This window comes from Bacteroides mucinivorans (genome assembly GCF_034654355.2).
GTDB lineage: Bacteria > Bacteroidota > Bacteroidia > Bacteroidales > Bacteroidaceae > Bacteroides > Bacteroides nordii.
Genome location: NZ_CP178179.1, coordinates 1,725,744 through 1,750,353, shown reverse-complemented (window position 1 = coordinate 1,750,353; position 24,610 = coordinate 1,725,744). Strand labels below are relative to the sequence as shown.

The window sequence follows — 24,610 nt, the reverse complement described above, 5'->3', positions numbered from 1 at the left end:
CTTTTTTATTGCATTATTAATTTTTTTATATTTACGTTTATGAACATGTATGTTGGAAACCTTAGCTACAATGTTAAGGAATCAGATTTGAGACAAGTAATGGAAGAGTATGGAACAGTAGAATCTGTAAAACTCATCACCGACCGCGACACAAGAAGATCAAAAGGTTTTGCCTTTATCGAAATGCCGGAAGCATCGGAAGCAAAAAATGCAATCACAGAATTGAACGGAGCAGAATATGCAGGCCGTCCGATGGTAGTGAAAGAAGCATTGCCCAGAAATTAAGATTAAACTCTGAGATAATAAAAAAGGATATCGCCAAGCGGTATCCTTTTTTTGTTCATTTGGAATTATTCTTTAAGCCGGTTTGCACAACTACAGTCGTTTGAGTTCCTGATACAACCGCTGTATAGGCAATCCCATTACATTAAAATAGCTTCCTGAGATAGATTCCACACCAATAAAACCAATCCATTCCTGCACACCGTAGGCTCCGGCTTTATCCATCGGAATATATTTATCAACGTAATAAATGATTTCCTCTTCGGTCAATGTGGCAAATGTTACATCCGTAACGGCAGTAAAACTTTTCTGCCAATCGCTGGTAGTCAAACAAACCCCGGTAATAACCTGATGAGAAGTTCCGGAGAGATTACGCAGCATATTTATAGCCCCTTCCCTACCCTTAGGTTTCCCAAGCACCTCCCCATTCAACCACACAATGGTATCTGCTGTAATAAGCAATTCACCCGGCTGAATAAAAGCTTTGTAAGCATCCGCTTTCTCACGGGAGATATAAGCAGGAATTTCTGTTCCCTGCAAAGTATCGGGATAAGATTCGTCTACATCCGGAAGAGTTTTTACTACATAATCCACTCCCAAGCCAGACATCAGCTCTTTTCTACGAGGAGAATTAGAGGCTAACACAATATTGTATTTCTTTAAATTATCAAGCATAATAATAAGTTGTTAGTAGTCACCATCCAAAGGCATCATCCGACATCCATTTTCCATGCACCTTCAGCACCTGTTCTATCACATCACGACCACAACCGTAACCACCTGCAGCGTGAGAGATGTATTTTGCCACCTTCTTTACTTCAGGAGCAGCATCTTTCGGGCAGCACGGAAGACCGCATTCCTGCATCACTTCAATATCGGGCACATCATCTCCCATGTACATTATTTCCTCATCCGTAAGACCATATTTATCACGAAACTCACGATAATCATGTATCTTCACAGCCGAGCCCATATACAAATCAGTCACTCCCAAAGCTGAGAAACGAATACGCACAGCCTCCGTACGCCCGCCAGTAATAATGGCAATGCGCAACCCTTTTTTCACAGCCAACTGGATAGCATAGCCATCTTTAATATTCACAGTACGCATCGGCTCACCCGACGGATGCAATGGAATCATATCCGCACTCAACACCCCATCCACGTCGAAGGCAATGGCTTTTATCTTTTTGAGGTCGTAATTGATTGTACTCATAATGATATTTACGATTAAACGATTTACGATTTACGATTGAAAATACTGCGACTGATAAGCTCATAAAGTTGCTGCATTCCGGGATCATCAGAGAGCATGGCGAGATGATTGTTGATTACATTTTCATCATAGCGTATAGCAGGCCCGGTTTGGGCAACTTTAGGGCTCAGCTCATGTACTTTACGGGCTGTCTCGTCAATCAAAGGAAGCATTACATCGAACGGGAGATTATACTTCTCCAGCAATTCAGCTGCCAGCGCATACATATGGTTCGTGAAGTTGCAAGTGAACACAGCAGCAAGATGCAAACTCTTGCGTTGTTCGGAAGTAGCTTCGTAAACACGTTCGGACAAAGTGGCAGCGATAGCTTTGAGCAATTCCGTATCTTCAGGTGTGGACGCTTCAATAAAAAAAGGAATCTCACGGAAATCCACTTCACGTTGTTTACTGAATGTCTGCATGGGATAAAAAACGCCGTAATGCTCTACATGCCCCTCCCAGATACTCATTGGAATACTGCCAGCCGTATGTACCATCAAAGCTTCTTTTCGTTTCCCGGCCACAATCGCAGGAAGCAATTCCGCAACAGCCGAATCTTTCAGCGAAACGATATACAGCCGGGCAAATGGATTTATATCTTCCGGATGAGTAGTAAATTCTGCTTCTACTTCTTCTGCCAACCGACAGGCCGAATCTTCCGTACGGCTATACACCTGCACGATACGAAATCCTTTACGATACAAAGCCTTAGCCAGGTTTGTCGCCAGATTTCCGGCACCAATAAATACAATTGGCGTATCTTCTATACTTCTTTTCATCGCGTTGATATCAAATACAATATTCCTCCGATTATCAGCAATGCCAGAGGCAGCAGATAGGCGGACATACTTCCCAGCAGAGCTACAATCAGACCGATATTCATCACAAGCCAAAGCCCTATCAGCACCAGGCCAACAGATTTATCATGTTTGAGAAACAAGAAAATAACAGCTGTATACAGCAGGAAATTATCTTTATTCATCACCCACGGCAATCCAATGGCAGAAAAGTGTATCAGCTTGTCAATGAGGTAAAGCACGCCTATCACAATCAGAGTGACAGCAGTTGCCTTGTATGTATCTCTATTGTTGTTGGCTTTAGCAGCACTCACTGTTATTTTCCTCCGAATTTATTAATATGAATTTTCTCCCACTGCAGGTGGCTTTCATCAAAAGGTTTACGTTCCATGCCTTTGTGTCCGATGGCGATAACAGACAGAACCTGAAGTTGCAAAGGTATATCAAGTACGCTACGCACATATTCGTCCGACGGCATGCCGGTAGCAGCATAGCGTTCACGGATTTGCACCCAGCAACTACCTAATCCCAGATCTTCAGCCTGCAATTGAAGCATAATAGAAGCAATAGAGGCATCTTCAATCCATACGTCACTTGCCAATGGGTCAGCAGTAACAACGATGGCAAGTGCAGCATCGGCAATAAAAGCAGAAGCCTGTTCCTTACAGTGCGAAAGCTTCTCCAATGTCTCTTTATCATCTACGGCAATAAACTGCCAACCATTGCTACGTTTAGAGGTAGGCGCCATCAGTGCGGCTTTCAACAAAGTCACTACCTGCTCTTGTGAGAGTTCTTCACCGGTAAACTTCCGCATACTGCGGCGGTTCTTTATTAATTCACTGAAATTTTCCATGCTATTTTTACTTTCTTTATACTTGTAAAGACAAGTGCAAAGATAATGCAAACTGAGAGCAGAATAAAGTGAACTCGTTCATTTTTTATGCCAAGGTGCAGCTTATCTTCGCTTTTCGGCAAAGATAAGGATAAAAACCGAAAAACTAAATAGTTCAGCAGGCTTGCTATAAACTGGAAAGTCATATAACAAGACTGTACACTTTTGTATGACAAGAATGTACAGCTTTGTAGTGCAAGGTTGTACACTTTTGCATGGTAAGAATGTACAATCTGACAAATACTGATTATCAAGCACTTACAAACATCTTTATGAGATATTTTCCCGGCATCACTATCTTTGCCCACGAGGTCTGTGCCAGCACCTTCCACACCGGAGTACCGATCTCCCCATAATTCGACATTCGTAGAATGGCCTTTATATCTTCGGTGTCCGTCACCTTAATCCGATCCAATGCCAGTAGCAACCCGTCATAGTTGTGCGTCTTTTTATTGAGCGCATATTCCGGAGGTGGAGGCAAAACAGAATTCTCCTCCCTCTTCTTCTTTTCTTCTACTTTACTTTCTTTTACTTTACTTTGTCTGAAAATGTCTGCATTTTCCAGACTCAACTCCATCTGAACGGGAAAAATGTTCGCATTTTCTGAGTTCATACTCTCTTTCTGCTTACATTTTATCTCTTCCTCCTTACATTTCACCTCTTCCAGCAGATAGGGTAATTTTGCTAAATCCCTCTTTCTCCGGCTGGTAGCCTCCAACCATACCCGCTGAATATCCACCGAGGTCAGTATACGATGCTTTTCATAGCTTTCCTTATCAAAAAATCCTTTTTCAATCAGTATACCGATTATACTGTCTACTTCTTCTTTCGTATATTCCCTTCCCAATTTATAGGCAAATATCTCACATTGTTCCTCATCCCATTGTATGTAATACCCCTCTTTATATATCTTACAAAGTATTTTTATTACCGGATAAGGTCCTTTGATACCACAGCTCCTTCAAAAAAAGGCTGCTTTCGTAGGAAAATAAACGATTCCATTAAATTCTGTTGCCATAATTATTTAGTTGAGAGTTGAAAGTTGGCTGCACGGTGTTTAAAGCTTTTATGTATTAATTAATAATTTGAGAGATTTATGAAAAAGACAGTCTGGAGTACGATTCTGAAAATGATTATTGCAGTGGCCAGTGCTATTGCAGGAGCAATTGGCGGTCAGGCAATGACGCTCTGAAATAAAAGACGATAATTGAACAAAGAAAGCTCCCGGCGGTTCCATAAAAGAGAACTGACCGGGAGTTTTTTGTATTTGTATGCTATCAATTACTCTCGGGAGATACATCGGGCCAACGCTGGAAGAGATTATTAAATTTAAAATAAAATCCGTATCTTTGCACTGATAAACAAATTATCATTATGAAAAATCGAATAACCCAAGACGATTACATCAAAGCGAATCGTAAAGCCAGCCGTGAGGCTGAAATTGAGAAGTACGGTCACCCCATTTGCTATAAACGGGTGCACCAGTCAAAAAAAGTATATAACCGCAAAAAGATAAAGGCAGACGATAAGGCTCTGCCTTTTTTTATACAATCTGCGTAAGCTTTCCGGTGAGTGAATCAATGATAAAACCATGCACACGAACATCAGAAGGAATCAGCGGATGACGAATAATAGAATCAACAGTTTCGCATACAGATTTCTCCGTATCATCAAAGCCACCCAACCAGGAATGAAAATCAACACCACAAAAGTGAATCATATCAATCAGATCCTCACGAATACCCCGGGCTTTCATTCGTCCAAGGATCTCCTCACTATCCATATGATGTGCCCCGCAATCGGAATGAGCAATAACCATAATTTCCTCTACTCCAAGTTCATAAATAGCTACCAACAAACTACGGATAACACTACCGAAAGGATGGGAAATAACAGCCCCGGCATTCTTTATTATTTTTGCATCACCATTTCTCAGACCAAGAGCAGCAGGAAGTAATTCTGTCAAACGGGTGTCCATACAAGAGAGAATAGCAAGCTTCTTATCAGGGTATTTATTAGTTATATATTTTTCGTACCCCTTATTCTCTACAAACTGTTTGTTAAAAGCAATAATTTCTTCTACCATAATTTCAGTCAATTTCTAAATGTTATGACAAATGTAGTAAACATCTGCATTATATTACAACAAAACAATCGTCTTTCTTGTTGAAAAGATAAATAAAAAGATGTAAATTTGCCACAAGATGCCCTTAAAGCTTACTACATATTATCGCGGGAGTGAAATTCCCGATCTACCGGGAAAAAATACATTTCACTCTAAGGAGTTGTTTCTGATATATGAAGCAACACCAGGATATGCGCCGGTGTTTATCGTTGCAACTGACAACGGAAAACCGATAGCCAGACTGCTTGCGGGAATACGCACCAATAAAAGACTCTTTCCTCCTTCTATCGTTCGTCGTTGTGAAGTATACGGTACGGGAGAGTATCTACTGGAAGATACCACCGACAAAGAAGCCATATTTGGAGAAATGCTGGAACATCTCACCACGGAAGTACTCCGGGATTCTTTTATGATAGAATTTCGTAACCTGAATAATGCACTATTCGGATACAAACATTTCAGAGCAAACGGATATTTCCCTATCAACTGGCTGCGGGTGCGTAATTCATTGCATAGCCAAAAAACGGCAGAAGAGCGGATCAGCCCTTCACGAATCCGGCAAATTAAGAAAGGACTTAGAAACGGAGCTAAAGTGGAAGAAGCGCACTCAGTAGAAGAAATACAGGAATTCTCACACATGCTGTATAAAATATACTCATCACATATACGCAAGCATTTTCCTCACATCGAATTCTTTCGCCACATGGAAGAAAGATTAATGCATAGCGATCAGGGAAAGATTTTCATTGTACGATATAAAGAGAAAATCATTGGTGGGGCTGCGTGTATCTATTCGGGAGATAGTGCTTACTTGTGGTTCTCGGGAGGAATGCGAAAAACATATGCATTGCAATATCCTGGTATTTTGGCGGTATGGATGGTACTAAAAGATGCATACGAACGCGGATACCGACATTTGGAGTTCATGGATGTAGGGCTTCCTTTCAAAAAACACGGATATCGTGAATTCGTTCTTCGCTTCGGTGGAAAACAAAGCAGCACGCGCCGTTGGTTCCGTTTCCGGTGGGCGTGGCTGAATAATTTATTTACCAAGATATACGTTTAGAACGATTTTTCCGTTATTATCTCATTAGGCAACGATAGCGGATATGAATAAGCGTCTCTCAAATCTATTTCTATTTTTACTATTCACTTTCCCCGTCTTGGCTCAACAAGTCAAGATAGGAGGTGTCATTACTGATGAAAACGGAGAACCCGTAGAGCTGGCTACCGTACGCATAGAGGGAACAGCTATTGGCACTGTCAGTAATCTGAAAGGAAAATATTCACTTAAATTTACATCAAGAGATACAGTAACGGTGATATATTCAATGATAGGATATAACACCCGAAAACGCGTATTGGTAAATCCACAGGGAAATATCAGTATCAATATGACCCTGCCTGCTTTGGGATACGAACTGGGAGAGGTAACCATTACAGAAAGCCGCCGGCAAACCAACACAGTACAACAGATAGACATGAAAGCCAATAAACTGATGCCGGATGCGTCAGGAGGAAATATCGAGTCGATCATTGCAACGCAAGCCGGAGTAAGTTCAAACAATGAGCTGAGTTCTCAATATAATGTACGTGGAGGAAGCTTTGACGAAAATATGGTTTATGTGAACGGAATAGAAGTTTACCGCCCGTTGCTGGTACGTTCCGGACAACAGGAAGGATTAAGCTTTATCAATCCGGATATGGTGGAGAGCGTAGGTTTTTCATCGGGTGGATACGAAGCACGATACGGAGACAAAATGTCATCTGTACTGGATATCACCTATAAAAAGCCAGAGCATTTTGAAGCAACAGGAGCATTCAGTTTACTGGGAGTTTCTGCTTATGCAGGTTTTGGTAATAAGAAGTTTTCATGGACCAACAGTATCCGTTATAAAAGTAACCGCTACTTACTGGGAACGCTGGATACAAAAGGAGAATATGACCCACAGTTTATAGATTATCAAACATTTATAAGCTGGAGACCAAGTAAAAGATGGGAAGTAGGATTCATCGGGAATATATCTGAAAACAAGTATATCTTTCAACCCGAGGACCGTACCACACGATTCGGGACATTAGAATCTGCACGCGAATTCAAAGTATACTTTGACGGACAGGAACGAGATCTTTTCCGTACTTTCTTTGGTGCAGCCAATGCTACGTATAACTTTGACGAAAATAACAGCCTGACTTTCCAGGCTTCTGCTTTCCAAACCAAAGAACAGGAAACTTATGACATCAGCGGACAGTACTGGCTCAATGAGCTTGACTCCTCCGGAGAAGATTCTGATACTGAAACAGGCGAAACAATAGGGGTAGGTACATATATGGAACATGCCCGCAACTATCTTAATGCCAAAGTACAAAGTTACTCCTTTACAGGACGTCACCGCATCAAACGCCACGCCGTCCAATGGGGATTGGAGTTAAAGACCGAACGTATCAAAGACAAACTACGTGAGTGGGAAATGCGTGACTCTGCCGGATATTCATTGCCACAGGTTCCGGACGGACCGGAATTGATTTACAGTCTCTCCTCCAAAAATGATATCAATAGTAGCCGTTTCTCTCTTTATGCACAAGATAGCTATAAGTTTCAGACTGGAGCAGGGTTATTCACTCTTACAGCAGGAATCCGTGGCAGCTATTGGAGTTGGAACAAAGAATTTATCGTAAGCCCAAGAGCCTCGCTTGCACTTATCCCGAAATTCAACGAAAAGTTTACAATCCGGGTGGCAGCAGGTGTATATTATCAGGCTCCTTTTTATAAAGAATTCCGCGACACGACTATGGTAAACGGAATGGCAACCGTAACACTCAACAAGAATATCAAATCACAACGTTCCATACATTTTGTTGCCGGAAGCGATTACAGTTTCCGGGCTGTGGGACGCCCGTTCAAATTTACGGCAGAGGTGTACTATAAAGCGTTAAGCAATCTTATTCCTTATAACGTTGACAACGTCCGTGTCAGCTACTACGGACGCAATATGGCAAGCGGTTACGCAACAGGACTCGATATGAAACTGTTTGGAGAGTTCGTACCCGGAACTGATTCCTGGCTCACATTCTCAATAATGAAAACTGAAGAAAAGATAAACGGCAAATGGCTCCCCCGCCCTACCGACCAGCGATATAATCTTTCGCTCTACTTCACTGATTACTTTCCGGGAAGTACGAAATGGAAGATGAATCTTAAAGGTACTCTTGCTGGAGGACTTCCCTTCGGACCTCCTCACAGCGGACGTGAAGAAGCTGTATTCCGTACGCCTTCCTATCGCCGTGTAGACATTGGCATGTCTCGTGTTTTGATAGACAATACAGACAAGCATAAAACCGGATTCGGACGCAATATTCGCAGTATGTGGTTAGGGCTGGACGTTTTCAATTTGCTAAATATCAGTAACGTTAACTCCTATTATTGGGTGACCGACGTACACAATAATCAGTTTGCAGTGCCCAATTACCTTACATCTCGTCAAATCAACGTCAGACTGCTGATTGACTTTTGAAATTAAATGCTGAAATATTTCTTTATTAACGAAGAATTGATTTTCTTTGTGCTGGTTTAAAAGGAACCAAAAACTAATTTAAAGCCAATATAAAGAACACAGTTATGAAGATTTCACACATTGAACACTTGGGCATTGCTGTAAAAAGCATCGAAGAAGCCCTACCGTACTACGAGAATGTATTAGGTCTGAAATGCTACAATATTGAAACAGTAGAAGACCAGAAAGTGAGAACAGCTTTCCTTAAAGTAGGCGAAACAAAAATCGAACTGTTAGAACCAACCTGCCCCGAAAGTACTATTGCTAAATTTATTGAAAATAAGGGTGCTGGCGTTCACCACGTGGCATTTGCCGTTGAAGACGGCGTAGCTAATGCATTGGCAGAAGCTGAAAGTAAAGAAATCCGTCTCATCGATAAAGCTCCCCGTAAAGGTGCCGAAGGACTCAACATCGCTTTCCTTCACCCAAAATCAACACTGGGCGTATTGACTGAACTTTGTGAACACTAAAATCATTGACGATTAGACAATTTACGATTGAAATTACTATTAGTAATGTAGTAAAAGAAACTTCAATCGTAAATCGTCTAATCGTAATTTCTATAAATCCTTTAAAACAAGAAAGACTCATGAGTAACCAGCTTGAAAAAGTAAAAGAGCTTATTGAACTTCGCGCTCAGGCTCGTTTAGGTGGTGGCGAAAAGGCTATTGAAAAACAACACGCAAAAGGCAAATACACTGCCCGCGAGCGTATTGCACAACTGCTGGATGAAGGCAGTTTCGAAGAATTGGATATGTTTGTACAACACAGATGTACTAACTTTGGGCAGGAAAAAAAGCACTTCTTAGGTGATGGTGTTGTGACCGGTTACGGAACAATTGAAGGAAGATTAGTATATGTTTTCGCACAGGATTTCACTGTATTCGGTGGCTCACTATCGGAAACCATGGCACAGAAAATATGTAAAGTAATGGATATGGCCATGAAAATGGGTGCTCCTGTTATCGGTATCAACGACTCGGGTGGTGCACGTATTCAGGAAGGTATCAATGCACTTTCCGGTTATGCTGAGATTTTCCAGCGTAACATTATGGCATCAGGAGTGATCCCACAGATCTCTGGTATCTTTGGTCCTTGTGCCGGTGGTGCTGTTTACTCTCCTGCGCTGACAGACTTTACGTTGATGACTGAAGGAACTTCTTACATGTTCCTCACTGGCCCGAAAGTGGTAAAGACTGTGACAGGTGAAGACGTATCACAGGAAGACCTCGGTGGCGCAAGTGTTCATGCAACCAAATCGGGTGTAACTCACTTTACTGCCGAAACCGGTGAAGAAGGTCTGTCAATTATCCGCCACCTTCTTAGTTTCATCCCACAGAACAACCTTGAAGAAGCTCCGCTAATGGAGTGTACAGATCCTATCGACCGTATGGATGATCTTCTAAATGAGATTATTCCGGACAGCCCGAACAAGCCATACGATATGTATGAGGTGATTGGTGCTATCATCGATAATGGCGAATTCCTCGAAGTACAAAAAGATTATGCCAAGAATATTATCATCGGATTTGCCCGTATGAACGGACAATCTGTAGGTGTGGTTGCCAACCAGCCCAAATATCTGGCAGGTGTACTCGACAGCAATGCATCTCGTAAAGGTGCCCGCTTCGTTCGTTTCTGCGATGCATTCAACATTCCTTTGGTAACCTTGGTAGACGTTCCGGGATTCCTTCCGGGAACAGGACAAGAATACAATGGTGTTATTCTGCATGGTGCGAAGTTGCTTTACGCTTACGGTGAAGCTACTGTGCCTAAAGTAACTGTAACATTACGTAAATCATATGGTGGTTCACACATCGTAATGAGTTGTAAACAGCTCCGTGGCGATATGAACTATGCATGGCCAACAGCTGAAATTGCTGTAATGGGTGGTGCAGGTGCTGTAGAAGTACTGTATGCAAAAGAAGCCAAAGAACAGGAAAACCCGGCTCAGTTCCTCGCAGACAAAGAAGCAGAATATAGTAAGCTGTTTGCTAATCCATATAATGCAGCTAAATATGGCTACATTGACGATGTGATTGAACCGAGAAACACCCGTTTCCGCATCATTCGTGCATTGCAACAGTTGCAGACTAAAAAACTAACAAACCCTGCCAAGAAGCACGGTAATATTCCATTGTAACAAATAAAACCTGATTGTTATGAATAAAAAAAGAATTGGGATATTTATCGCGTTAGTAGCAATAGTTTGCTTAGGGCTGAACGCACAAAGAGCCACAAGTCTTAAAATCAACGAAGTTCTGGTAACCAATGAGCAGAATTATCAGGATGATTATGGCTTGCATAATGCATGGATAGAAATATTCAACACCTCTTTTGCTACGGTCAATATCGAAGGCTGTTTTCTGACGAACGATAAAGATAATCCGACCAAATATCCTATTCCCAAAGGGGATGTATTGACGCAGATTAAACCTCGTCAACACACTCTGTTTTGGGCAGACGGAATGCCAAATCGTGGAACGTTCCATGTGAACTTTACGCTTGACCCCAATAAGGAAAATTACATTGCTTTGTATGACTCGAACGGCAAAACATTGATTGACGAAGTTACTATTCCTGCCGGAATGCTTGCTGACCAGTCATATGCCCGCCAAGAGGACGGAAGTGCAAATTGGGTTATTAAAGGAGGAGGAGAACACAGTTATGTAACTCCGAGTACTAATAATATGACTCAGGATAAGAATGAAAAAATAGAAAACTTCAAGAAACACGATGAGGATGGTTTTGGTATGGCTATCATTGCAATGTCGGTTGTGTTTATCGGTTTGATATTATTGTATGTTTCATTCAAAATAGTAGGTAATATTGCAGTTAAACTAGGTAAGAAAAATGCAATGAAAGCAACTGGTATCACTGATAAGACAGAAGCCAAAGAAAAGAATCTGGGTAGTCATTCCGGAGAAGAAGCTGCCGCCATCGCTATGGCTCTGCACGAATTCATGAATGATGCACATGATGTTGAAGACATGATTTTGACTATCAACAAAGTAAAGCGTAGCTATTCACCGTGGAGTTCTAAAATCTACACTTTACGCCAGACTCCGAAAAGATAATTATTAACCCTAATAAATTGAAGCAATGAAACAATATAAATATAAAATCAACGGAAACCTCTACAACGTTACAGTAAACGATCCGGAGGAAAATATCGTGAGCGTTGAAGTCAACGGAACCCCTTACAAAGTGGAACTGGACAAACCGGTAAAACCTGCTGTCGCTCCGAAACCTGTAACTCGCCCCGCTGCTGCTCCAAAGACAGATAGTGGTGCACCTGTGGTACAACGCCCTGCAAACACTGGTTCCGGAAAGAAAGACGGTGTGAAATCTCCGCTACCGGGTGTTATTCTCGATATTAAAATAAAAGAGGGCGATACTGTAAAGAAAGGCCAGACCATAATCATCCTCGAAGCCATGAAGATGGAAAACAATATCAACGCACACAAGGATGGAAAGGTTGTAGAAATCAAAGTTAAACAAGGAGACTCCGTACTGGAAGGTACAGACCTCGTAATCATTGAATAATTATGGGAGATTTCTTATCATTTTTGGGGAATAACCTTGTTGACTTCTGGGGATATACGGGTTTTGCAAATGCAACGCCGGGACATCTTGTCATGTTGGTGGTTGGACTCTTTTTTATCTACCTTGCGGTAGCTAAAGAGTTTGAGCCGATGCTTCTTATCCCTATTGGTTTTGGTATCCTCATCGGTAATATTCCCTTCAACATGGAAGCCGGACTAAAAATAGGCATCTATGAAGAAGGTTCCGTACTGAATATACTCTATCAGGGAGTAACCTCCGGTTGGTATCCGCCACTCATTTTCTTGGGTATCGGAGCCATGACGGACTTCTCGGCACTGATCTCCAATCCAAAACTAATGCTGATCGGAGCTGCTGCACAATTTGGCATTTTCGGTGCTTACATCATTGCACTTCTTATGGGATTTGAGCCGAACCAGGCCGGTGCTATCGGTATTATCGGTGGTGCGGATGGTCCTACGGCTATCTTCCTTTCATCTAAGTTAGCTCCGAACCTGATGGGTGCCATTGCCGTGTCGGCTTATTCATACATGGCATTGGTTCCGGTGATACAACCGCCTATCATGCGTCTGTTGACTACTAAAAAAGAACGTGTTATCCGTATGAAACCGCCAAGAACCGTATCTCATACAGAAAAGGTTATCTTCCCGATTGTAGGTCTGTTGCTTACAACATTCCTTGTTCCTTCGGGTCTACCCTTGTTAGGTATGTTGTTCTTCGGTAATTTATTGAAAGAAAGTGGTGTAACCCGTCGTTTGGCAAATACGGCCAGTGGTCCGTTGATTGATACGATCACTATCTTATTGGGATTGACAGTAGGTGCTTCTACACAGGCTTCCGAGTTCTTAACCTGGAGTTCTGTACAGATCTTTATTCTGGGTGCTATCTCATTTATTATTGCTACAACAGCTGGTGTTCTATTTGTGAAATTCTTCAACATCTTCTTGAAGAAAGATAATAAGATCAATCCGCTGATTGGTAACGCAGGTGTATCTGCCGTTCCTGACTCTGCACGTATCTCACAGATTGTAGGTCTGGAATATGATCCGACCAACTACCTGTTAATGCATGCTATGGGTCCGAACGTGGCAGGTGTTATCGGTTCAGCAGTTGCGGCCGGTATCTTGCTGGGATTCCTTATGTAAACCATCATTTAATTATCAAAAGAGTAAAGGCGTTCTCTGCATGCAGAGGGCGCCTTTATTGCATGCAGTCAACTCCTAAACGCCCTCCCCGGCACAACAATGAAAACGTTTGCATAAATATATAAGAGGCAGCAGGAAAAGAAAATAACTCATTTCAGGAATTTGTCCTATATTAGCATCGGTAAAATCCATAACACACTACTATCATGAAAAAATTGTTATTTATCTTAGGTTCTTTTCTACTGTCTCTTAATACTTATGCAGCTATGAATGTGAACAAAATTGACCCACCTTTCTGGTATGCTGGCATGAAGAATCCGGAACTCCAGCTTATGGTTTACGGTGAAGGTATTGGTGATGCCTCCGTATCCGTCAACTACCCCGGAGTATCACTCAGCAGCACCGTAAAGCTGGAAAGTAATAACTATCTGTTCGTTTACCTGCACCTGGACAAAGAGGTGAAACCTGGTAAATTACCTCTCACTTTTACTATCGGAAAAAAGAAACTGGCAAAAGAATACGAACTGAAGGCACGCAGTAAAAAGGGATGCGACCACAAAGGTTTCGATGCATCCGACGCTCTCTACCTGTTGATGCCGGATCGTTTTGCAAATGGAAATCCAGACAATGATAATATTCCGGGTATGTCACCTTATAAAGTAGATCGTAATGACCCCAACGCCCGTCATGGCGGTGATCTGGCGGGTATCGAGCAACACCTGGATTATTTTGAAGATTTAGGTGTAACCGCTCTTTGGTTTACTCCGGTACTGGAAAACAATATGGAAGGTGGTTCCTATCATGGCTATGCTACTACTGATTATTACAAAGTTGATCCACGTTTCGGGACAAATGAGGAGTATCGCCAACTCATCGCCAAATCTCACGAACGAGGCATAAAGATTGTGATGGATATGATTTTCAACCATTGCGGTGTAGAACATCCCTGGATAAAAGACATGCCCTCAAAGGATTTCTTCAATAATCCTGATCATGAGAAAAACTTCGTGCAGACCTCTTTCAAACTGACTCCGCACGTTGACCCATATGCCTCTAAATATGACTTCGATCAGATGAACGATGGTTGGTTTGTGACAGTAATGCCCGACCTGAACCAGAAAAACCCACATGTTTATAAGTATCTGGTACAAAACAGTTTCTGGTGGATAGAATATGCCAATATTGACGGTATCCGTATGGATACATATCCGTATGCAGATTACAATGCCATGAGTAACTGGATGAAGGAACTGAATGAAGAATATCCCAACTACAACACAGTAGGAGAAACATGGGTGACAGAACCGGCTTATACAGCCTGGTGGCAGAAAGATTCAAAGCTGTCGGCTCCTCAAAACAGCAATCTGAAAACAGTTATGGATTTCAGTTTCTTTGATAAGATCAATACAGCAAAGAATGAACAAACAGAGACTTGGTTTAAAGGCCTGGACCGCGTATATAACAGTTTTGTTTACGATTTCCTCTACCCTAACCCGGCCTCCGTACTGGCATTCATCGAAAACCATGATACAGACCGCTTTCTGGGTGAAGGTGATAACTTGGCTATGCTGAAACAAGCCTCTACCCTATTATTGACTACACGCCGTATCCCGCAACTGTATTATGGAACAGAAATCATGATGAACGGAGTAAAGAGTAAAAGCGATGGTTATGTACGTAAAGACTTTCCCGGCGGATGGGCAGGTGATAAAGAGAATGCACTGACAACCGAAGGACGTACTAAATTGCAGAACGAATGTTACAACTTCTACAAAACATTGCTGAACTGGCGTAAAGGCAACGATGTGATTGGTAAAGGCAGTATGACACAATTCATGGTACAAAACGGTGTATATGCTTATGCCCGCCAATATGAAGGTAAAACCGTATTTGTAATGCTAAACGGTACAGATAAAGAAACAACTCTGCCACTGACTTTCTACAAAGAAATTCTAAAAGATAAGATACAGGGAAAAGACATCCTGACCGGAAAGATAATCAATCTAAACGGTGAACTGAAAATGGCACCGAGAGAGTCTCTGGTAATAGAGCTATAAAGTAACTAACCGGCAAAGCCTGAAACTTTCACTGAAACTATTCAAGAAAGAGAAGGAATATAATCCGGGAAAAGTTTGATATATCTCTTTTTTATCGTATCTTTACAAACATAATAATAAAGTAGTTTCAGTTAAACTGCAATAGACCGGAGAGGCGATGGCTTCTCCGGTCTTTTTTTGTATATACTCTCAGAAATCCTCTTACAAAGGGTACATATCGCCCATATACTATCGGGAAACATGAAATATGCCGGTAGCAAACCGAACATTTACCGTAATCAAAAATAGTTTTTCCTGGTATAAAAAAAAGGTTTCTCCTATTCTTATCAAAGAGCACACATTTTGCAAAAAAAAAGAGGATTAGAGTATTAACAATAAGTAAACTTACCCTTGATAATATAGTCAAATATTTGACTATTTCCTAAAAGAAAACACTACCTTTGCATCCGATTCTAAAATAGCAAAACAATGGCAAATAGTGAACCGGCAAGAGAGCTTATTTTGCAAATGCTCCACACCCGAATGGCATTCCGCCAAACCATCCAACGAGTATTGAAAGTGGGTAATATTGATATGACCTTCGAAATGCTACAAGTCATGCACTGCCTTTGGAAAAATCAAGGGATCAGCCAACAAAGCCTGGCGGAACAAACCGCCAAAGACAAAGCCTGCCTGACCAACCTGATAAATAACCTCGAAAAAAAAGGTTGGGTCATACGCCGGGAAGATCCGGAAGACAAACGTAGCCGGTTGGTATACCTCACCGAATCGGGCGAGAAACTGGCACAGAGAGTCAATCCTCTCACCAAAGGTGTCTATAAAGAGATAGAGCAACACATCTCTGAAAAACAGATACAATCCTGCCTTGCCGGGATGAATAAAATAACAGAGATACTCAATAAGATATAGTTTATGTCTACATTACACAAAAAACAAGCCAGACTAAAAAAGCTGAAAATCAGAAATATTACCCTTAATACTGTATGTATTTGTCTGGCAGTGACAGGTATTGTATGGACAGTAAATTACTTCTGGAGATATGCCAATTATGAAATTACAAATGATGCCATGGTAGACCAGTACATTGCTCCGCTCAACATACGTGCCAGCGGATATATCAAAGAGGTGCGCTTTACCGAGCATCAGCATGTAGAAAAGGGGGATACTCTCCTCATACTCGACGACCGGGAATACCGCATCCGTCTGAAAGATGCCGAAGCAGCCCTAATGGATGCACGCGGTTCAAAAGATGTACTCAGTTCGGGCATCGAAACATCGCACATGAATATTGCTGTACAGGATGCCAATATAGCCGAAACCCATGCCCGACTCTCACAACAGGAAACGGAACTTCACCGTTATGCCAGCCTTATAAAAAAGCAAGCCGTCAGTCAGCAGGAATACGAACAAGCAAAAGCAAACTACGAAGCCAGCAGAGCACGCTACGAAGCATTGATGAGGCAGAAAGACTCTGCCAGTTCACAATACTCGGAAACAAGTAAAAAGAGTATCGGCATCGAGGCCAACATCCTCCGTAAAGAGGCAGAAGTGGAAATGGCACAACTCAACTTATCTTACACCGTAGTCACTGCTCCTTATGAGGGGTATATGGGACGACGTACGCTGGAACCCGGACAATTCGTACAAGCCGGGCAAACACTTTCATATCTTGTACGCAGCAATGACAAATGGATTACAGCAAACTATAAAGAAACTCAAATTGACCACATCTTTATCGGGCAAAAAGTACTCATCAAAGTAGATGCTCTGAAAGGACAGATTTTTGAAGGAAAAGTAACAGCTATCTCCGAAGCTACCGGTTCCAAGTATGCACTGGTTCCTACAGACAATTCTGCAGGTAACTTTGTCAAGGTACAACAACGTATTCCTGTCCGCATAGAGTTTACTAACGCTTCATCACAGGAAATGAAACGTTTACGTGCCGGAATGATGGTAGAAGCAGAGGCACTAAAGCAATAATTCCATGGTAAAGCTCAATCTCCCCCTTCGTCCCTGGGTTCCCCAATGGTTGGGTATCGTCACCATGTTTGTCATTATGCTGCCCGTCATGATGCTGAACGGAGCTTATACGGGAAGTATCGTAGAGGTTAGCAATACACTGGGCGTACTTAGCGAAGACATTACAATGGGGTATTATGCTACCTCAATAGGTATGGCAGTAGCCTATCCCATCGTACCAAAATTCCGCGCCATAGCTACTCCTAAAACACTCTTACTGACTGACCTGTCCCTGCAAATTCTTATCAGTCTCTTTTGCGCACATGTCACCAACATGGATATCATCATCGTATGTAGTTTCTTCATTGGGTTTCTCAAAGCCTTCATCATGCTGGAATTCATCATACAAGTCCGTCCCTTTTTCAGCCCAAAGAACGTACGCAGTGAGTTCTATGCTTATTTCTACCCGCTTGTTTTTGCAGGTGGGCAAATTTCAATAGCCATCACAGCACAACTGGCCTATTACTATCAGTGGCAGTACATGTATTACTTCGTATCTATGCTGATGATGATTGCCATCCTATTTATACTCTGTTTTTTCCGTTATGCCCGCCGCCCCACATGTATCCCTCATAAAGAAATAGACGGAAAAAGTATTCTGATCATCTCCACTACCTTACTGATGACAATTTATATATTCACGTACGGCAAAACACTCGACTGGTTCGACTCTCCCCGGATATGTATCTACTCCCTGATTATCCCCCTCCTTGCAGGGCTCTTTATCTATAGGCAGCGAACACAAGAAAAGCCCTACGTCAGCCTGAAACCTCTCAGCAAACACAAATCTATTATCGGATACATTTTCATGGTACTGGTTATGTTCTTTTCGGCTACCAGTTCGCTCATCACCAACTACATGAACAGTATCATCCGTATAGACAGTGTACATGCCAATGCACTCAATCTATGGTTACTGCCCGGTTTTATCCTGGGAGCTATCATCTGCTTCTGGTGGTTCAGATGGCAACGCTGGCGGTTTCGTTTCCTCATTGGCGGAGGCATGTTTTGTTACGTCATATATCTGAGCATACTTTATTTCGGTATAACCTCCTACAGCACATACGAAATGCTTTTTATCCCGATGATTCTCCGTGGACTGGGCATGATGACGCTTTTCATCGCCTTTGGCGTATATGTGGTAGAAGATCTCGATCCCCAATTAATGCTCTCCAATGCTTTCTTTCTAATTACGTTCCGGTCGGTACTTGCACCGGTACTCTCGGCCTCATTTTTTAGCAATATGCTCTATCGCCTGCAAATACAGGACATGAACATTCTGGCTGAAAACATGACCTTGACTAATCCCACTGCAGCGAGCCGTTATACTCAGGCATTGAACAGCGCACTGACACAGGGGCATGATTTCAGCGAAGCAAGTCAGATAGCAACCAATGGATTCTATTCTATCCTTCAACAACAAAGTCTGTTACTCGGATTGAAAACAATTTTCGGCTATGTACTGATAGCAGCATTGGCAATCGCCATTATCTGTTGCTTTATTCCATTCCACAAAACGATAAAGGTGGCAGTAGTAAAAACGGGAGATGATATGGTATAAATAATAGAGACTGCTCCCTTACGCTAAGAGAACAGCCTCTATCTTCTTAATTCTTCACCAGAATCGGCTAACAGTAGTAACAATGCAGAAGGTATCGGATAATAACATCCACCGATTCATTTCTTTTTTCTTCTGAAAAAAGGTATGCTCACCAAGCAAAAAGTGATTTCTCAGAAGATTTCTCTATATATTTGTGTGTGATGCGCTCTACAGCGAACCAGAAACAATTCAGCCATCATTAAGCTATCAGAAAATAAACTGTTCACATAGGATAGCATGTTTCAATTAAAGTAGAATATGTTTGTCAATCAACTACTTATTATAACCACAAATATAAACAAAATCTGAATCAAAAAAATTTTATTGCAAGAAAAAACACAAAAAAAGCTGTACCATTTGCAGGCACAGCTTTCTACATATCAAAGTGGAAAATTATTTAGCCAATTTATTGTCTGAACCAAGTACATTAAGGATTTTGTGCTTGTACAATTTTTCCATATTATCACGAGCCGGGCCCAAGTATTTACGTGGGTCGAACTCAGCCGGTTTCTCAGCAAATACCTGACGGACAGCAGCAGTCATAGCCAGACGACTATCAGAGTCGATATTAATTTTGCAAACTGCTGACTTAGCAGCTTTACGCAATTCTTCTTCAGGAATACCGATAGCAGCTTTCAGTGCACCACCATATTTGTTGATAGTTTCAACTTCTTCTTCAGGAACTGAAGATGAACCGTGAAGCACGATTGGGAAGCCCGGAAGTTTCTCCATTACAGCATCCAATACTTCAAATGCCAAAGGAGGAGGAACCATACGGCCAGTCTTCGGATCAATGTGACACTGTTCCGGAGTGAACTTGTAAGCACCGTGAGAAGTACCAATAGAAATAGCCAATGAATCACAACCTGTACGGGTAGCGAAATCAATTACTTCTTCAGGGTCAGTATAAGTGTGGTGGTCTGAAGAAACTTCATCTTCAACACCTGCCAATACACCAAGTTCACCTTCCACAGTTACATCAAACTGATGAGCATAGTCTACTACCTTCTTAGTCAGAGCAACGTTTTCTTCGTAAGGAAGATGAGAACCGTCGATCATTACTGAAGAGAAACCTGAATCGATACAGCTCTTGCAAGTTTCAAAAGTATCTCCGTGGTCAAGGTGCAAAACGATTTCAGGATGAGCGCAACCCAATTCCTTTGCATATTCTACAGCACCCTGAGCCATGTAACGCAATAAAGTAGCATTAGCATACTGACGAGCACCTTTAGATACCTGAAGGATAACCGGAGATTTTGTTTCTACAGCAGCCTTGATAATAGCCTGCATCTGTTCCATATTGTTGAAGTTAAAAGCAGGAATAGCATACCCGCCTTTAATAGCCTTAGCAAACATCTCTCTTGTGTTTACCAGTCCTAAATCTTTGTAATTTACCATTTTGTTTAAAAGTTTATTGTTAGTGAATAAAAATTCTATGCAAAAGTACACATTATAGTTTTAATACAAAACCAAAGCGTAAGAAATATCCTCGATAATGAGTACAAATCAATCCTATTTCAGAGTCTTAAATATCATTTAATAGTTGATTGTAATCTCTACGTAGCAAAGAGAGAGCTTATTTCTTCAAATAAATAATAGTCGGCAAATGATCACTATAGCCATTCAACCACAGTTTTCCACCATGTGTACGCAAAGGCGAACCTTTGTATTTTCCATCCTGCTGAAAAAGATATTCACGGATGAAGACCTCATTGTGATCGTATTTCAATCCTCTTTTAGCATTGAGCAACGTAGGCGAAATAACAATCTGATCAAACAAGTTCCACTTGCCACGATAAAGCAACGTGCCTACTCCTTTATCTTCCAGTGTTTCCCACCAGGGATTGAACATATCATGTTTCTTCACCTCTTTCTTATATTTCTTTGCACCCAGGGTAGCCATACTCTGGTCCATCGGATCATCATTCATATCTCCCATAACAATCAGTTTCAATTTCTTATTATCTTGTTGCAAAGAATCGATCAATGCACGTACCTGACGGGCAGCATGTACACGCACAGGTTCGGCAGCTCCACGTGAAGGCCAATGGTTTACAATGAAACAAACGTTATCTCCCGCCATCTTACCATTTACAATCAGAAAACCCCGTGTTTTGTGTATCGTATCTCCTTCAAAAGGGGTAGAGAGTACCAATTTACTTGATGAAACCGTAAATTGCTTCGGATCATAAAGCAGTGCACAATCAATACCCCGTTTATCCGGTCCTTCATAATGTACAATCTCATAACCGGAAGAAGCCAAAGCAGGTTGCTTCACCAAGTCGTCAAGCACTCGCCTGTTTTCAGCTTCAGCCACACCGATAGCAGCAGGACCACCAGGAACTTTATCCCGGGAGATCTCACCCAGTACTTTCGCCAAGTTCGTTAACTTTGCCATATATTTTTCAGTATTCCACTGTTTGGGTCCGTCCGGCAGATATTCAAAATCATTCTTACCAGGATCATGGATAGTATCAAACAAGTTTTCAAGATTATAAAAAGCGATGCTATACAAGCGCTTTCCAGATTCCTGTGCCCGTCCGCCAATAGCAATCAGCAAAAAAAAGTTCAATGCAATAATCAGTTTTTTCATATTATAAATAATTTAATAATGTGCTAATATGCCAATGTGCCAATTACTATGCAGTATCATAGCGCAGCCAATTGGCGCATTGGCATATTAGCATATTGGCACATTATTCTCCACAAAAGTCTTAAAAAAAAGCGAGAATCATTGTTTTTTTCCCAATCTTTTTTCTATTTCACAGAAAAGCATTATCTTTGCGCACTGAAAATGACCATTACACTATTCTTACCAAATAGTAAACGATATAATAATTAAAAAACAAATACTGAAATGAAAAAAGGTATTCATCCAGAATCATACCGTCCGGTAGTATTCAAAGATATGTCAAATGGCGATATGTTTTTGTCTCAATCAACAGTAAACACTAAAGAAACCATCGAATTCGAAGGTGAAACTTATCCGTTGCTGAAAATTGAAATCTCAAGTACTTCTCACCCGTTCTATACTGGTAAATCTACATTGGTAGATACAGCAGGTCGTGTTGATAAGTTCATGAGCCGTTACGGTGACCGCAAGAAAAAATAATCCGGTAGTCGGTTGATTATAAAAAGAGGAAGTTTCAAATGAAACTTCCTCTTTTTTGTAGATATTCATTGATCAACCAAGTAAAAAACATATCTTTGTATACAGAAACATACGCTAAACAACAAAAAAACAATAACAAGCAATATATTCTCCTATGAAGACCTATATGCAAAGTACAGGCTTAGTACTCTTTTTATTATCACTCTCATGCCTTACACTCAAGGCCGGTAACTCTTTTGCATTTCATCCCGATTCTGTACCAGCTTCCATACAAGTACTCGAAAAGTATTATCAAAAACCTCAAGAATATATCAAACACTGGAATATACTAAAGGCAAGGGCAGATTCAATGGAGAGTATAAAGGATGAGTTCTTTCTGTATAAAGACAGAAATTATTTTCACTATATAGGTGGAGAGGTAGACAGCCTACGCAAATACACGCCCATCGTTAAGGATTTATGTCTGATATACAAAGACATACATGGATTTTATTACAACTGGCTTCTACTCTGTGAAGGCTATAATAACGTAGGAAACGGAAAGGCAGGAACTTTGGAAAATGAACAAATGTACAACTATGCCAGAGAAAACAAAAGTGAAATAGGCATGGCATACAATTTGTTTGTCATTGCCTCCAGCTACCTTGCAGCCAGAGAAAACGAAAAAGCAGAGCCGTACCTCATCCGGGCCATGCAGAAATTCTATCAGATGAAACGATGGGACCTCTATACCGTACTAGCCTCCAACGAGATAATTCTTCTGTCGGCAGAAAATCGTGAAACAGAGTCCCAAAGGGTTTTCCAACAATTAGACTCACTTGCCAACCAAGCCCTGGCAGGTAAATTACGTGGACTCTCACCCAGAAATATTGCAATGATAAAGTATCTGGCATTCAGTAAGTGTATCAATAACAGAGATATTAAGACATTCAAGAAATATCTGTCTGAGCTGGAAGAAGTATATAAAAAAGCACCTTCTATCCCCCGATTTTATCTATATGACGGAAAACAGACTTATGCATATCTAATGAAAGATTACATCAAGCAGGCTGCTTATATAGATTCATGCGCCAACTACTACAAATCGCGAAACAGCAAAGAGAATATGAGGCGCATGTATCTGAACGGGGCAAATGCACTTGCCATGGCAAACAAATATGATGAAGCCTATCACAAACTGATTTCAGTGATTGAGTTGGGAGATACGCTTTCATGGGAAAAGACTCAGAAACAACTGAATTATCTATCAACCAAATATGATGTCAATAAACTAAAACTGGAGAAGCAGGAACTCAGTCTGAAAGCACGTAATATGCAATTATTACTAACCATTGGCATTGGTATAATCTTACTCTTTATTCTGTTTTTCCGCATGACTGTTTATAGACGGCAATTAAAATTGAATGCGAAGTTACACCAACAGGACCTACAGCTGATTGCAGCAAACGAAAAGATACAAAAAGCCAATGAGATGAAAAATGTATTCATACAAAATATGAATCATGAAATCCGTACTCCATTAAACACAATAGTAGGTTTTGCTGATTGCCTCGCAACCCCTAACATCTTTTCTACCGATGAAATAAAAGAAATCAGTAACACTATAAAAACAAACAGCGATCATCTTTTAAGGCTTATCAGCGATATGCTATCCATTGCAAGTCTTGACAGTGACAGTGAAGAACCAATGAAGAGCTCTTTCTCTGTCAATGAATGTTGCAACAATGTCATCGATGAAGTAAAAGAGTTTGCAAATACCAAAGTTCATCTGCATGCCACTCTCAAAGAAGAAGACTTTACAATGATTTCTGACAAGAAAATGGTTCATCAGATACTGTTCAACTTATTACATAATGCTGTAAAATTCACTCTTGAAGGCGAAATTGAATTAAGTTATGAAGTTATTCCCGATAAAAAAGAGATCCGTTTCCTGGTACGTGATAGCGGAATAGGCATCCCTAAAGAAAATCAAAAGAAGGTTTTTGAACGATTCTACAAAGTAGATTCATTTACACAAGGTTCCGGGTTAGGATTATCCCTTTGCCAGATTCTGGTTCAAAGGCTTCAGGGCAGTCTCTACCTCGATGATAAATATCAGAAAGGAAGTCTGTTTGTGTTTATACATCCACTTTCATAAGAGGTGAACTTTTCTGCAACCCAATGATAAAACTTTCTGGTATAATGTATTGCTATACCAAAACTCCTTCG

Annotated in this window: 24 protein-coding genes and 1 pseudogene; 16 read left to right on the top strand and 9 right to left on the bottom strand. The window is 41.2% G+C overall.

From position 1 onward, the window contains the following. Nucleotides 1-39 precede the first annotated feature (39 nt). Nucleotides 40-285 (top strand): RNA recognition motif domain-containing protein, encoded by a 246-nt coding sequence (locus VCM39_RS06070; RefSeq protein WP_002561115.1) that lies wholly within the window; start codon nucleotides 40-42, stop codon nucleotides 283-285. Nucleotides 286-375: 90 nt separating this feature from the next. On the opposite strand, the gene VCM39_RS06065 is transcribed toward VCM39_RS06070, so the two are convergent. The 6 genes and pseudogenes from VCM39_RS06065 to VCM39_RS06040 all read right to left on the bottom strand — a co-directional run bounded on the left by VCM39_RS06065 (nucleotide 376) and on the right by VCM39_RS06040 (nucleotide 4,244). Continuing rightward, nucleotides 376-957, bottom strand: coding sequence for a Maf-like protein (locus VCM39_RS06065; protein ID WP_322933320.1), 582 nt, complete (start codon nucleotides 955-957; stop codon nucleotides 376-378). A gap of 19 nt (nucleotides 958-976) precedes the next feature. Beyond that, complete coding sequence (locus VCM39_RS06060; RefSeq protein ID WP_221649816.1) at nucleotides 977-1,498, bottom strand: KdsC family phosphatase; 522 nt, start codon at nucleotides 1,496-1,498, stop codon at nucleotides 977-979. Between the two features lie 23 nt (nucleotides 1,499-1,521). After that, entirely contained in the window at nucleotides 1,522-2,316 is a 795-nt protein-coding gene (locus VCM39_RS06055; protein ID WP_221649817.1) for a Rossmann-like and DUF2520 domain-containing protein, read from the bottom strand. Further along, entirely contained in the window at nucleotides 2,313-2,648 is a 336-nt protein-coding gene (locus VCM39_RS06050; protein ID WP_002561111.1) for a hypothetical protein, read from the bottom strand. The genes VCM39_RS06055 and VCM39_RS06050 overlap by 4 nt, the downstream gene beginning before the upstream one ends. 2 nt (nucleotides 2,649-2,650) lie before the next feature. Next, the gene (locus VCM39_RS06045) at nucleotides 2,651-3,187 is read right to left on the bottom strand and encodes a nitroreductase family protein (protein WP_007486257.1); all 537 of its coding nucleotides are present in this window, start codon (nucleotides 3,185-3,187) and stop codon (nucleotides 2,651-2,653) included. 289 nt (nucleotides 3,188-3,476) lie between these two features. Beyond that, nucleotides 3,477-4,244 (bottom strand): annotated as a pseudogene (locus VCM39_RS06040) (DUF4373 domain-containing protein). Between the two features lie 78 nt (nucleotides 4,245-4,322). On the opposite strand from VCM39_RS06040, the gene VCM39_RS06035 reads away from it, so the two are divergent. Continuing rightward, nucleotides 4,323-4,418 (top strand): smalltalk protein, encoded by a 96-nt coding sequence (locus VCM39_RS06035; RefSeq protein WP_221649818.1) that lies wholly within the window; start codon nucleotides 4,323-4,325, stop codon nucleotides 4,416-4,418. Nucleotides 4,419-4,600: 182 nt separating this feature from the next. Beyond that, nucleotides 4,601-4,786 carry a hypothetical protein gene (locus VCM39_RS06030; protein WP_221649819.1) on the top strand — a complete coding sequence of 62 codons (186 nt, stop codon included), beginning with the start codon at nucleotides 4,601-4,603 and terminating at the stop codon, nucleotides 4,784-4,786. Here VCM39_RS06030 and VCM39_RS06025 read toward each other — a convergent pair. Next, nucleotides 4,770-5,312 carry a beta-class carbonic anhydrase gene (locus VCM39_RS06025; protein ID WP_221649820.1) on the bottom strand — a complete coding sequence of 181 codons (543 nt, stop codon included), beginning with the start codon at nucleotides 5,310-5,312 and terminating at the stop codon, nucleotides 4,770-4,772. The two genes, VCM39_RS06030 and VCM39_RS06025, sit on opposite strands and share 17 nt — an antisense overlap. Before the next feature lie 118 nt (nucleotides 5,313-5,430). Here VCM39_RS06025 and VCM39_RS06020 point away from each other — a divergent pair, with 118 nt between their 5' ends. From VCM39_RS06020 to VCM39_RS05970, 11 genes are all read left to right on the top strand, one after another. Next, on the top strand, nucleotides 5,431-6,417 hold the full coding sequence (locus VCM39_RS06020; RefSeq protein ID WP_322933319.1) for a GNAT family N-acetyltransferase: 987 nt from the start codon (nucleotides 5,431-5,433) through the stop codon (nucleotides 6,415-6,417). 43 nt (nucleotides 6,418-6,460) lie between these two features. Then, nucleotides 6,461-8,866 (top strand): TonB-dependent receptor, encoded by a 2,406-nt coding sequence (locus tag VCM39_RS06015; protein WP_221649822.1) that lies wholly within the window; start codon nucleotides 6,461-6,463, stop codon nucleotides 8,864-8,866. Nucleotides 8,867-8,970: 104 nt separating this feature from the next. Continuing rightward, complete coding sequence (mce, locus tag VCM39_RS06010; RefSeq protein WP_002561104.1) at nucleotides 8,971-9,375, top strand: methylmalonyl-CoA epimerase; 405 nt, start codon at nucleotides 8,971-8,973, stop codon at nucleotides 9,373-9,375. Between the two features lie 119 nt (nucleotides 9,376-9,494). Next, nucleotides 9,495-11,048 (top strand): acyl-CoA carboxylase subunit beta, encoded by a 1,554-nt coding sequence (locus VCM39_RS06005; protein WP_221649823.1) that lies wholly within the window; start codon nucleotides 9,495-9,497, stop codon nucleotides 11,046-11,048. A gap of 19 nt (nucleotides 11,049-11,067) precedes the next feature. After that, nucleotides 11,068-11,982 carry an OadG family transporter subunit gene (locus tag VCM39_RS06000; RefSeq protein ID WP_221649824.1) on the top strand — a complete coding sequence of 305 codons (915 nt, stop codon included), beginning with the start codon at nucleotides 11,068-11,070 and terminating at the stop codon, nucleotides 11,980-11,982. Nucleotides 11,983-12,007: 25 nt separating this feature from the next. Further along, nucleotides 12,008-12,451, top strand: coding sequence for an acetyl-CoA carboxylase biotin carboxyl carrier protein (locus VCM39_RS05995; RefSeq protein ID WP_221649825.1), 444 nt, complete (start codon nucleotides 12,008-12,010; stop codon nucleotides 12,449-12,451). 2 nt (nucleotides 12,452-12,453) lie between these two features. Next, nucleotides 12,454-13,614 carry a sodium ion-translocating decarboxylase subunit beta gene (locus VCM39_RS05990; RefSeq protein ID WP_221649826.1) on the top strand — a complete coding sequence of 387 codons (1,161 nt, stop codon included), beginning with the start codon at nucleotides 12,454-12,456 and terminating at the stop codon, nucleotides 13,612-13,614. 206 nt (nucleotides 13,615-13,820) lie between these two features. Beyond that, on the top strand, nucleotides 13,821-15,671 hold the full coding sequence (locus VCM39_RS05985) for a glycoside hydrolase family 13 protein (RefSeq protein WP_322933318.1): 1,851 nt from the start codon (nucleotides 13,821-13,823) through the stop codon (nucleotides 15,669-15,671). A gap of 468 nt (nucleotides 15,672-16,139) precedes the next feature. Beyond that, complete coding sequence (locus VCM39_RS05980) at nucleotides 16,140-16,580, top strand: MarR family transcriptional regulator (RefSeq protein WP_322933317.1); 441 nt, start codon at nucleotides 16,140-16,142, stop codon at nucleotides 16,578-16,580. 3 nt (nucleotides 16,581-16,583) lie between these two features. Continuing rightward, on the top strand, nucleotides 16,584-17,651 hold the full coding sequence (locus VCM39_RS05975) for an HlyD family secretion protein (protein WP_322933316.1): 1,068 nt from the start codon (nucleotides 16,584-16,586) through the stop codon (nucleotides 17,649-17,651). 4 nt (nucleotides 17,652-17,655) lie between these two features. Next, complete coding sequence (locus tag VCM39_RS05970; RefSeq protein ID WP_322933315.1) at nucleotides 17,656-19,251, top strand: MFS transporter; 1,596 nt, start codon at nucleotides 17,656-17,658, stop codon at nucleotides 19,249-19,251. A gap of 432 nt (nucleotides 19,252-19,683) precedes the next feature. Here VCM39_RS05970 and VCM39_RS05965 read toward each other — a convergent pair whose 3' ends face one another. Both VCM39_RS05965 and VCM39_RS05960 read right to left on the bottom strand, forming a co-directional pair. Further along, nucleotides 19,684-20,688, bottom strand: coding sequence for a class II fructose-bisphosphate aldolase (locus tag VCM39_RS05965; RefSeq protein ID WP_002561098.1), 1,005 nt, complete (start codon nucleotides 20,686-20,688; stop codon nucleotides 19,684-19,686). A 178-nt stretch (nucleotides 20,689-20,866) separates the two neighbouring features. Further along, nucleotides 20,867-21,883, bottom strand: coding sequence for an endonuclease/exonuclease/phosphatase family protein (locus VCM39_RS05960; protein WP_322933314.1), 1,017 nt, complete (start codon nucleotides 21,881-21,883; stop codon nucleotides 20,867-20,869). Between the two features lie 264 nt (nucleotides 21,884-22,147). Here VCM39_RS05960 and VCM39_RS05955 point away from each other — a divergent pair, with 264 nt between their 5' ends. Beyond that, nucleotides 22,148-22,402, top strand: coding sequence for a type B 50S ribosomal protein L31 (locus tag VCM39_RS05955; protein ID WP_002561096.1), 255 nt, complete (start codon nucleotides 22,148-22,150; stop codon nucleotides 22,400-22,402). Nucleotides 22,403-22,556: 154 nt separating this feature from the next. Then, nucleotides 22,557-24,539: a HAMP domain-containing sensor histidine kinase gene (locus VCM39_RS05950; protein ID WP_322933313.1), complete on the top strand. Its 1,983-nt coding sequence runs from the start codon at nucleotides 22,557-22,559 to the stop codon at nucleotides 24,537-24,539. Nucleotides 24,540-24,610 lie beyond the last annotated feature (71 nt).